This window comes from Patescibacteria group bacterium, from assembly GCA_041651355.1.
In the GTDB taxonomy this organism is placed as follows: domain Bacteria; phylum Patescibacteriota; class Patescibacteriia; order Patescibacteriales; family UBA12465; genus JAPLVX01.
On sequence record JBAZJK010000006.1, the window covers coordinates 1 to 12,207 of the forward strand.

General features: G+C 42.9%; 9 protein-coding genes. All 9 read right to left on the reverse strand.

Annotation, left to right across the window (positions count from 1 at the left end):
- Positions 1–923, reverse strand: a 923-nt coding sequence (locus WC441_05290; protein ID MFA5163899.1) for a baseplate J/gp47 family protein, incomplete at its 3' end; no start/stop codon positions are given.
- 2 nt (positions 924–925) lie between these two features.
- Positions 926–1,360 (reverse strand): hypothetical protein, encoded by a 435-nt coding sequence (locus tag WC441_05295; GenBank protein ID MFA5163900.1) that lies wholly within the window; start codon positions 1,358–1,360, stop codon positions 926–928.
- 5 nt (positions 1,361–1,365) lie between these two features.
- A complete protein-coding gene (locus WC441_05300; GenBank protein ID MFA5163901.1) occupies positions 1,366–1,863 on the reverse strand; it encodes a hypothetical protein in 498 nt (165 codons plus the stop codon).
- A 9-nt stretch (positions 1,864–1,872) separates the two neighbouring features.
- On the reverse strand, positions 1,873–3,219 hold the full coding sequence (locus WC441_05305) for a hypothetical protein (GenBank protein ID MFA5163902.1): 1,347 nt from the start codon (positions 3,217–3,219) through the stop codon (positions 1,873–1,875).
- A 1-nt stretch (position 3,220) separates the two neighbouring features.
- Positions 3,221–5,701 carry a hypothetical protein gene (locus tag WC441_05310; protein MFA5163903.1) on the reverse strand — a complete coding sequence of 827 codons (2,481 nt, stop codon included), beginning with the start codon at positions 5,699–5,701 and terminating at the stop codon, positions 3,221–3,223.
- Positions 5,702–5,703: 2 nt separating this feature from the next.
- Positions 5,704–6,489, reverse strand: a complete 786-nt coding sequence (locus WC441_05315; GenBank protein ID MFA5163904.1) for a hypothetical protein — start codon at positions 6,487–6,489, stop codon at positions 5,704–5,706.
- Between the two features lie 14 nt (positions 6,490–6,503).
- A complete protein-coding gene (locus WC441_05320; GenBank protein ID MFA5163905.1) occupies positions 6,504–9,239 on the reverse strand; it encodes a cell wall hydrolase in 2,736 nt (911 codons plus the stop codon).
- Positions 9,239–11,593, reverse strand: coding sequence for a hypothetical protein (locus WC441_05325; GenBank protein MFA5163906.1), 2,355 nt, complete (start codon positions 11,591–11,593; stop codon positions 9,239–9,241). Before WC441_05325 ends, WC441_05320 begins: the two co-directional genes overlap by 1 nt.
- 9 nt (positions 11,594–11,602) lie before the next feature.
- Positions 11,603–12,207 (reverse strand): hypothetical protein (locus tag WC441_05330; protein MFA5163907.1); only part of this gene is annotated, 605 nt, incomplete at its 5' end.

Sequence of the window (12,207 nt, forward strand, 5' to 3'; positions counted from 1 at the left end):
TAATCTGTATCTTGTACGAAAAGATTACCAAGTGAATCGCGAACTGCTGTAACCGTCATTAGCGGTTGTCTGTCCAATGGGATAAGCGTTTCAACACCTGGGTAAGATGTTACGTAACGTTTGGCCGCAGGTTGTTCGCCAAGTACCCAAATATCGACGGCACCAGCGTCAAATTGTTCGCGAGTCATTGCGACATTTTGGCCATATACTACGTAAGCATCACTAACAGACGAAAAATTATCTAAAACAGAACGCTTGATACCTGCTGGAACACCGGGCTTGGAACCTGCGATATGTAATAGATAACGATCTGCTAAATCTAGGTTGGTTTCTAGTCCCCTACCAGCCGAAGTCTTTTCTCTGTTAAAAATTTCGTCAAAGCCGGAAATTGGACGACGCATAACGGTAATGGTATATGGGCCAACTTCTGTAGTCGCACCAACCGTTACCGAAGTTACTAGCACATCAATTTCATATTTCTGAGTATCAGCATTATAATATGCCATTGGAGCACTAGCAAACATTGTCTTTGATTCAATAGTTCTAAAAACAACCGACGCTCCGGTACTTGCATCTGTTGGTGTAGAAACCGGGAAATTCAAAGGCACAATAAGGTTGCTAGTTGGTGGCGTAGAGCGTGAGAAAGTAACAGTTGCCAATGCCCGTGAACCTGCCCAACGAACTACACCTTCATTGAAAACAATGTCATCCAAATCGTCTGGTACAGCACGTTCAGCATATTTCATAGAATTTAACGTACTGAGATAAACCACACGATTATTTTGTTGCTCAAGAACTTCTGCAACAGGGTCAATTTGCAAGTCTCTAATTGGACCAATTCGAGTATCAAGAGAAGGATCGCGAGAAGCAATACCTTCAATAATCATTGTGGAAAAATCGCTTGCTGATATTCTATTGAGCATTCCTAGCCCCTTGTACTTCCATTAGCTGTAAAACTAGCACGACCATCAACAGTCATAATATCAACACGCCACAAGAAACTGCGTGAATCAAGCGCAACGGGCCACATTTGAACCGGGCCAATATCGTGGATAAGCTCTTTGGCTGTTCTTTGGCTAAATTGCGCTTGTTTTTGTGCTGCCTTAAGTCTGTTCAATCCTGCCCTGACTTTTGTTTGGAATTCAAATGCTGCGGGGGAAGTTCCATACATAGAAGCGGGGTTATCGTTATCCGAACCAATTACCTCATCCAAACCACAACCCAGATTTGTGCTATCTCTGGTATCTGTTGTAAGAACCATTGATACATCTTGCTTAACCTTGAGCGTGTCTGAAATAAGAGTATATCCAGTGTTCGTAGTGGAACGGACAATATCCCCATCAGTTATTTTCCAAGTCATAGTCATTATGGCACCGCACTTGCTGCTTTCTGCAATGCAATGTAAATAGCATCGTCCAAAATTTCAACTGCTGCTACCAAATTGGCCTTTGTCTGTTCCCAATACGCAATTAGCCTGTCAATATCATCCATGAATGATATCATATTATGAAAGCGTTCCCTAAAGAGTGTAAGACTCGCAATAGCCGCTTCAAACAGTGCGAGAGCCGGTCCCATAAAATATTCATAAAATTCTGGGCAAAATTCAGCTAAAGGACCACCAGGAATAGTTGTTAGCTCATTTCTGATTTTATCTACAACCGTTTGAAATAATTTCCAAGCGGCTTCTTCCAGTTTTGCAAGAACATCCCACTGAGCGAGCCAAGCACGGAGAATAGCAACTTGTGCGTCAATAAAAGCGATAATTCCAAGAAGGAAATTCTTGAGTGCCTTTAAAATAGGCTCAAGTTGGGAATAAATCCAACGAACAATGCATTTTGCTAGTGGTTGTGCTGGACTTGCCATAATATCCTCTTACATCGCCGTTGTGGTAGTTGTTGCTGAAGATGCCAGCAAACTTGCCAAAGCCGTAGCCGCAGCAGCCGCAGGTGCAACCGCAGGAAGAAGCGCCACAACCGCATTCCATGCTGCCGCTGCTGCCGTAAAATATGTTGACCAAGCCGCTAAAAGCTGCGGGGTTGCCTTTACAAGCGGAAGACCCCCGGTAGCGCCCAAGGTTACCGTTCCTAGGGCAGAGATGGTTGGGGCCGTCATCACTATAGAGGTAGAGCCTGTAACGGTTATAGCGGGTCCTGTGAGCGTTATAGAAGCAGTACCCGTTAGTGTAATAGCAGGAGAAGTCAACGAGTAGGTTGCAGTGCTGGTCTGTATCGTATTCAGATTATCAATTTGCCAAGTAGCAGCAGGTGTCATCCACTGGAAGCCCGTAGCCGAAATAGCGGAAACACCATAATTCCCAAGATCATCAATTGCAGAAATATAAGAATCCACCATTCCGGAAGGATTTTTAACAGAATGCAACATCCTAACGCCTGTTCCCACCAGCAGCACAAGCGGCTTCAGGCTTGTATTAATAGCAGGAACCATTGCAGTAAAAGTTGTCTCATCAACAACTTCCCCGTGATGAATGCGGCTAAGCTCGATGGGGGCACCAACTAAAGACCCATATTTCACAACATCATAAGATTCTTGGGCCTTCTTGGGTGAATTACCGGGAATAATACTAAAAATGTAAGTTTCAGCAGAATCGGTTGGAAGTAAAAACCTTCGTGCATCCCCCTTGCGTGCTGTGCTAGCCTCCCCGTACTTTGTCTGAACCAACCCTGAAGTTAAAGTCACATCACCTTGGGTTTTATTCAAGGCTATAGAATGGGGGCCGCTACCAAGCTTCGCGTCATACCCCATATAGAAGGAGCAGCCCCTAGAAGACTTAAAATCCCAATCCCCAGGCTTCAAAGACCGCCCGCTAGATTCCCCCCAGCCAATCCCGCCCTTGTCTACACGCTGATCATCAAGGTACTTCATACCCTGATAAAAAACAGCATGATAACCCAAAGCATAAGCTTCTCCGTTGGAATTGAAACCAACAAGCAACATGTCCCCTTCTTGCGGAATGTATCTGCCCCAAGAGGAAGAAGTCATGTATGTTTTGTCATCTTTATCTTTTTGGTAGGGCAAAGACAACCCAAGCAAGGGGATTGTGACCTCTCGAATAGAGGGAAGACCATCCATCCGAACTTCTACTGTCCCCTTATCGATATGCACAGCCTCAACCCTAGCACGATGAATCCCTGAAAAATAGGCCTTGTGCTGTGCCTCACGCAACTGATTATAGTTCTTCTTTGTAATATTTCTTCCCATGCTATTTACTTTGCGTTGGCTTTCCCTTGGTTAAATACTGCTGCAAAAATTCAGCAAGGTTAAATGGCCTGTCCCCACCAAAATGGGAATGTAGTGGATAACCTTGAGCGTCAATATCCCCGGTCCATCCACGAACTTGATTCAAATTTATAGTAGTTGCACAATCCCCCATCCACATAATTGAATGCTGAAGACTTACAATATTTGCATAATAATTTCGTTGTCTCCAAAAAACAGGACGATTTACCATCAACCCAAATTTTGGAACAGTATTTATGGCTAAATTTCTTGCTTCTGCGTTAATCTTGTTCAATTGCAAAGCTGAAAATGCTTCTGCCGCCTCTGCTGTATCTAAATAGCCCCACACATCCCCCGATCCTACACGAGCCCCAAGAGTCGGGATTAAACCCAAAGAGAAAGCTGGCTGGCTTGAATGAATATTGGCATTCTTCGCCGTGTTCAGAGACGAAATAGTCATCTGTGTACTGACAAAGACAGTAAAAACCCCCTCATCCGTAGAAGTGTTGCTGTACCCAATCTGGTCATATTTCTCGATTGTAAAATCCTTCATATAATCAAATTTTGGAGGCTTAGAATAATCCACTATTTCAAAATTTGAGCCTAAAGTTTCAGCGAAGATTTGCATAGAAGTTAACTCATACGCACTTGATCCATACTTCCCGGCATATTCTTCACCAAAAACATCTTTATACTTTTGGAACTCCGTACTCGTATCTATGTCAGCGGCGTTAGATCCCCCAGTCGCAAAATATTCTGGACCAAAATCATAAAGGGGCATCTCAAAAACAAGATCACCTCTGGGCGTTGCATAAAACCTAAAATCAATTCTTTCCGCAAGATCATAAATAAGACTCAACCTGTCCCGAAACACAGAGTGCATAGAAATGGATTGGGTTAGGGATTTATCCATTACATTTCGGCCTAAATCACTACCAAGCTTTGCGGGAGCGAAATAATAAACTTTCCCACTACCAACAGGATAGTGCTCTATATCGGTTCCTATAGCCGAAATTATATTAGCAACAGTATAAGTTTCCCCATCAAAATAGCTGCTCCCGTCTTTAGACATCCGTAACAAATCTTTTTCTTGTACTCTATGATTTAAGATATCCGTCCAAACCCCTAAATCTTTTATCTCCTGCCCTATCCGCTTGTCCTCTTCATCCATAGTCCCCAAGAAAAAAGCACTAAGCCCTATCCGATCACTAGCACGCTGAAAACAAACCTCCCTTGGGCCAGTAACAGGTGGAAGATCTCTACCTTGCAACATCCCGTGCTGTTGATCCAACTTCCTACTAATCATATGCTCAAGAACTTTGGGCCTATAAGATTCCGCGCTCTCATAATAGCTACCAGAGGCGGAATCCCACATATTTCCAGAATTTACCGCAGCAAACGTACTTTCCCCAACCCCATTAGACATTTCACTAGATACGTAATTCCACAAGTCTTCTTGCGTCATATTGGCAACAAAGGCAGCGGTTGATTCTTTCAGCAAACCAGACAACGAACCTGAACCAAAGAATACAGTTTCCAAAATTTCAAATAAAGTTAAATTACCAAAAAATTCCTGGTACAAAGAAACATTCGTAGTAGCCACATTCGCTATTTCCCGAATAAGATCAGTAATCCGCAAGTCAAGCGTTCCGGAGCTAACGTTGACAAGAGCATACCGCGCCATTTTTGAAACATCCGTACAAGTTATTGAAACCAAACTTTCGTTATTTGTCCCAACATTCTCCGTAAACGTATCCATAAAGCCTGAGAACATCCAATACCAAATTCGTGGATCATAGGGGTCACGGAAAGCTATACGAACAGGGTCATTCGCATGAAAAATACAATCACCTTCCTGCATAGGATAATCAAAGATAGTTTTTGCGTCATACCTAACCATATTTGTATTTTCAACAGCTAATGTTTCTTGTGTAAAAGTCATCTTCTTCTCAAGAATTTCCCGCTTATACCAACCGGGAACGTAGGCGTCATTCCAAGCAACAGACAAATCACCCTTTGTTGAATCCTTTATCTCAATAGCCTTTGAAACAGCCAACACTGAAGCATCCTCAGAGTAACCTTGATCCATGAGGGCCTGGACTTGCGCTGCCGTATCATCCATCAACATAGACTCAAGTTCTTCATTTGAAGAAAATGCATAAGCAGAGTCACCAATTGCTTGCTTTATCTTGGCATCATACTCATTCTTAACAGCATTACGCCCTTTTCCAATAGCCCTCATATCTTCATGATTTAAAATGTATTTGTCATAAGGATTCAACAAAGTAAAAGAACAACTTCCCGCTGAACGTTCCGCAGATCCGCCCGAACAATTTACACGAACCTCAGTAACATCTTCGGTTACTTCATAACCAAAAATGAAAACCCTGTAGGCAGGAAAAGCCGCACGATAAATTCCCTGCTCTAAGGCCAGTTCTTCAGGATCTTTATTCATTACTGACATTACTATTGCCCCAAGTCGTTTGCATAATCTTGGCTCAAATTACGAATCATTGCCGTATAAATTGCATCCAATGACGGAGTTGATCCCAATGCGGTAAAACCAAAAGACCACCTCTTATTAAAGGGTTCTTCCGCAACATCCGACATTTCCAACACCCTATCAAAATGCCCAACAAAGGTAATAAAAGAATTACCAAACATAGGACTCGCATATGAAATATATGTATAAATGGGGGTACCGTCAGAGGGATCTAAGACCGGCTCCCTGGTAATTGCGTATAAATTCCAGAATGCGGCAAGTTTGGAAACCCCTGCTAGATTCTTTACTGTACCTTTAGGTTGTAAGCTAAGCCCCGACTCAACAGCAGCCGAACCATCAGACAATTTCTGATTCATCCAATCAGAAGCTTTATTTACATATGCAGAAGCTGTGGCCAAAAACCCGCCTTTGTTGTATGCTCCTGTATTCAAATTAATATTACCAGACATACCACTAAATTCCATTTGTAGAAGATCGTTATTTCTCCCCATTTGATTGGTCCAGTGGAAGAACGTGGCACCGCCTTGTGTATCCTTACGAGTAATTCGTTTATTCTGCTTGAACGAAACATTCGTAGGGTTCATAAGCATAGAAATTCCCTTCATTTTGTACTTAATTCGATACGTATTTGTAATATAAAACGGAACCCTCAACGAAACCGATTCATAAGGATTCAACATCCTTGTCAATGCTTCCGCAAAATTTGGAATTGAAGAAGCCTCACCAAAAAACTGTGAATATGCAGTCATCTTTTACCTACCCCCTAGAAACCATCACCCGGAGAAGAAGGAGAATATGCCTTCTTTGCGCCTGATTTTTCCTCATAATACTTATCAACCTCACCCTCATTTGCAGCTTCTGTTGCCCCAGGCTGTGCAGAATAGAATCTGGCCTGTTTCTTATTCCCTACATCAATATTCAAAGTATTAGCCTTACTCTCCGCAAACCCCGGCTTATATGAAGACCCGCCCTGGAACTTTGCTCCAGGACTTGCATGATAGAAATATGTAGCACCTTGGGTTGGATCTTTACCCCGACTTTCCCCGCTCAAGAACTCATGTGCAAATTTCTTCGCTTCTGCTCCGGGGGCTCTTGCCGTCCCATAGGCACGCCCCGCTTCCCCTTGTTTTCCATAACCCGCCCCACCTGTAATCACATCTGTCAAACTCTTCCCATAACTGGAACCTTTTTCCTGCAACCTATTCATTGCAGTCCAAGCAACCGCCTGTGCCTCTAGCTCATGCGCCCCACCACCAGTTATGCCCTTACCCCCTGTCTCCGTCTCAATCATACGAGCAAGAGCTTCTTCGTCCTGTGCATGGCGTTGTGGGTCCATTCCCTGAGAAATTAGCGTTTGATCACGATATTCACCCTTTTCCCCAAACAACAAACCACACCTAGGACAATTACCTTTTAATGTAACAGATATTCTTCCATCCTGCCCAACACTTGTACTTGCCAAGGACAGCCCCCCACCAACCCACGAAGAAGTATCCGCCGCACCTAAAACGTCACTTTTATTTGAACTCAACCCATATGTTTTTCTATCTTTCTCGTTCCCTCCCCCAGCCTGAATTATAACAGGAACAGTCCTAACCATGGGCTGCTGCGCTGTTTCACTAAAAGCAGTAGGAACAACACTTTGATTTGGGGACATGTTTAAATTCCAAGCAGCCTTCAGTCCCTCTAAAGAATCACCAACAATGTCCATACCAGCGGACTTCATCCCGTCTGCCCACTTATCAAACCCCGCCCCCATCTTCTTTCCATGCTCTTTCATCTTATCAATAACACCAAAAAGAGCAGTCACTGCTTGAATCTCTGCCGCCTTTTTCTCAGGCGTATTTGGGGTAAAAAGGGACTTAAACTCAAAAGCCATAAATTTGAAAGAAAGAATCAAATAAGCAGCAACATCAAAAACCAAAGCTAGCAACCCTTGGCCCATATCTGAAACACCCTGCAAAATCTTATTCAAATGCTTTTGAAACTGTGATTGCTTCTTTCCTTCTTCTTCAAATGCGCCCCTAAATAATTTCATATTAGTTTCTGTAATTTGTTTAGCTTGTTTAAAATCTCCTCTATCAATTGCCTCTTTGACCATAAGAATAGTCTTCGCCCCCGTTATATTAACACCCATCATTTTTTCCAGCATAAACCCTGCGCGAGTCTTATCCCCACCGGTCTGGTCCAAGGCAACACTAGCAATCTTCCCAATCATACCCATCAACTCTTCGGAGCTATCACCCTTAGCAACACGGGAATATGCTTCCATCATTTTTTGACGTGCTTCCAACCCCTCTCCATAACCCATTTTCTCCCCAAGAAAAGCCGCCATATCATCCGACATTCCCGTAATAGCCCCAGCGATTTGTTGCAGACCCAAAGCAGCCTGTCTCCCAGCAAATTGCTTAGGAACACCCATTTTCTCAAAACCCTCTTGTAGACTTACAGAAAGGTCAATAACAGAATCTATATCGAATCCGTACTTCTGAAGCGTTGCACCAGCATCTTCAACATTCTTGGCAAATTGCTGTGTGCCAATTCCACTATCCTTACCAGCCATCATCAATTTCAACGTTGATTCTCTGGCTTGATCTAAAGTCTTTCCATAATCAACCATCATACTAACCATACGATTAGCTGTAGTCCCGCCCGCCATATCGAACATTTTGTCAACGGCAAACGAGAAAGTAAAATAATTATCTTTAACTCCCTTTATTCCCATTTCTACTTTAGTCAGCATATCCTTAATGCCAATACCACCACTAACAAACGCAGAAGCAACACCCTGAGTTTCTTCCTTTGCTATTCCAAAAAACTTCTGAAACTTTTCTTGAAGACCAGAAATATGTGCTGTCCCCTTAGCTACCATACCCTTAACACCTGAATCTGTAGCCTCAACCATTATATTCGAAACTTCACCCGCTTCTTTTGAAATTCTGTCCTTTGTCATGTAACCAAAAGCCATAACACCTAGAATTGTAGCTAAGATATTACCAGGAGTCGGAAGATGGACCAAAGACGCCCCACCCTTAATTTTACTCATAAATGAAGCAAAGTCTTTTTGCATCCAAGACTTCTTCTTATTTTCCTTCACAGACACACCTGCCCCAACAACTTTTCCGTCCTCCATTTTAAAAGACATATTCAGGCCAAATGGATTTTTCTTCATCATTTCAGAAAACTTATCCATATCCCGAATATCCATTGTAATTTTTACGGCAGTTTCCAGACCAGCGGCAGATTTCAAAAAGAAAGAAGTCTGCAACTGCGCGGCCTGACTCTGGGTATCATAACTTTTTTGAATCTGAGAAACAGAGGACATAGACTTTAACAACTCGTTTGACATCATCTCCAACAACGGAGCAAAACCCTCCTTCAAGGATTTCAACGTATCCTTCAGCAAATCCTCGTTATCCGTTGATAAAGTTTTGAGGGTTCTCCCCAAATCAGTAAAACTGTAACGAATCTTCTCAAGTTGTTGGAGATCAACTATCATTAATCATCTTGTCCTTCCCCAGCAACCATTCTATTTTTTATCATCGTATTCGAAGCCCTAAAATATTCTCCATCAATCCAAAAACGTCCCCCCTCTGATGAAGCATTTGCGGAACCTTCAGGAACATACAACCCCGCCTTAATCTGCTCCCTCCACCTTTTCTGTGTCTCTTGTGCCTGTTTGCTGAGTCCTACATTAACATTCCCAGTAACACTGGCCCGTATAGCAGGATCATTATTTCTAATGTCTTGTTTTCTCTGAAATTCATCAATTGTTGCAGAAGCATTTAATGGATCTTTGGCAATATCCCACAACAAATCAACACGCTTGTTAACCTGAGCAAGACCACGAGCCAAACCATCTAAAGCAGCATCTACAAACCCCCGTTTATCATCACCGAATTTTGTGTTTAATGCAGCAGAAAGACTTCCAAAAGCATCCTCAAAAATACCCTTCATCGCCCCACCAACCTTGCCCGCGCCCTCAGTAACTTCATCCAAGCCTTTACCCATTGAAGCAAATTGCAGATCAAAAGCAGCATTAATTTGTGCATCCAACTTATCAGCTTCATCCCCAGGCTTCATCATCAGCCGTGCAGGTAATGTAGTTAGCCACTTAAAGCCAAGAACCAACGTGCCCAAAATGCCACTCATAATCTTCAACAGCCCTTTTCCAACTTGTGCCAAACCATCAATCAAGTCCCTCTGATTCTTTTGCATTTCCGAAACAGCTTTACCCTCTGTCAGAAAAGCTTCACGCAAGGCTTTTGTTTCCTTATTCCCCAAATCCTGAATTTCCGCCCCTTTTTCTAATTTTTCAGCAACATCAACCGCCGCAGTGGCCGCTTGTGAAGTAAGACCCTGTTGTTCCAAGAAATAGATGCTCTCTTCCCGACTACCCCCCGTTTGCTCTTTAGCGTACCTAACAGCCGTCTGGACCGCATCAATCAAGAAACCCTTGTCCTCACCCTTGGCAACCCTCTGCCAGCCTTCTAGGAACTTCTGGCGCGATTCTAGAGCATTTGCCGCTTTCGGGAACATTCTCTGCGCGACAATTACCTGCATACCAATGCCAAAACCAGCAATACCCTGTGTAATACCGCCCAAAGCACCCGCAGCCTGAGAACCCGCATACTGCTTATCCAACCCCATCTCTTGGTAATGCTTTTTCAGTGTTCCCATAACTTGAGCAACATCGTTCAAATCAATGCCATATTGAGTCAAGGCTTGGGAACCAGACATTACAGCGTCAACAAACTTGGAAACCCCCATACCACTTCGTTGAGCCGCAAAAGACAACTTCACATATTTATCAGCGGCATCCTCTAGAGTATCACCATAATTTGAAACTAAATTATTAACATTTTGCGCGGAAGTTCCCGTAGCAAGATTGAAATGCTTATCCAGCCCAAGTGTAAGAGTAACTACGTTTCTCCCAACTTCTCCCAATTTCTTGTCAAACCGATTCATTATCTGATCAGTTGTGTAGCCAGCATCAATCATCGTCTTTATGGTAGATTGAACCTCTTGACGGCCAATACCATAGTACCATTGTGCCTTTTCTTGAAAAGAGGAAAACCAATTTGCTGCATGTTTTGTAGATTTAGCAAAAAAGTCACTGGTACTTGCTTCAAAGACATTTAGCATTTCCCCAGCTTCAGATGCTTTACGATCCTTCTCTTTGTATCCAAGCATCATAAAGCCAAGAGCCATTGTCAAAATACCACCGCCCGACAACAGCCCCCCAGTCAACTGCGAGAAAATACTTGTGGCTTTACTTTTTGCTTGGGACATTTCCTTTTTAACTTTGTCCCAAATATGCGTGTACATCTCTTCTAATTTTTTATCCAACCCAGCAAATTTCTTATCAACCTCATCCATTTTTGACATCAACTCGTCCAACTTACTCTTCTGCTTTTCTGCTTCTTCTCCCCCCTCAGGATCGGAGCCTTTAACACCCCCCGGCATTACATCCTCAGTACGTTCATGCACAGAACCAGGATCACCCCCGCCCCCAGCAGCTTGTGCCAATTTTGAAATATCCGTATTGCTAATATCCTTCAATTTTTGAGAAATTTCAGACGATTTCTTCTGATACTCTTCCAAATAACCGGAAGTTTCTTTCATATGCTTTTCGAAAGATTTGAAACCCGTATCCGAAAGCATTCCCATATTGGAAAGAGTTGTAAAAAGGGTATTGGCTTGATCTTGGAGCCCCTTCATATCTCCGGAAACTTGACCAGCAATCTTGTGAATTGTCTCGCCAAAATCCGTAAACGACTTGTTCAGATTCGTAAACTGTGAAGTGAATGATGTGAAATCAAACGTTAAGAGATATTCTTGGGGGGTCGGCATTTTCTTTACCTATTCAGAACTTACTGTCACGCGCCGTTTCGATTTAGCAACCGGACGTTCATCTACCGGCTCAGATTGAATCGAAATCTTCATCGGCGCTTCTTCCTTTTCCTGCTTTACCTTAGCCTCCTCTGCTAACGGTTTTACCACATTCTCATTAAGCCACTTAGTCTCAGGTGCAGACCTTACTGCATATTTCTGCAACTCTACTGGGTCATCCAAAAATATAACTTCATCCTTCATAAACTCATCTAGTTCTTCTTCAGACAGTGACTCAGAAACACCCAAAGTTTCTTCGCCTTCCAAATCCTTAGCTGCCTCTTCCTGTTGCTTCAAATCGTCATTCCGTTGTACAAACGCTTCAATAAATCCTTCTCTAGCTGTCATTACTGCAAGAGGTATGTATTCGTTCTCATCTGGCCTTCTCAATAATCCCGTTTCAGAATCTTCCATTGGCATCAAATTCAAACCAAGAATATTTAACAACTCCTTACGAATTGCCTTGAACATTGTGCCAACTTCTTCTGCCCGACGTTCCTCCTTCATCCTCAAAACTTCGTATTCAAACATCCACTTTGTCTCATTCATATTTGAGACTATAGGATCAGAAATCA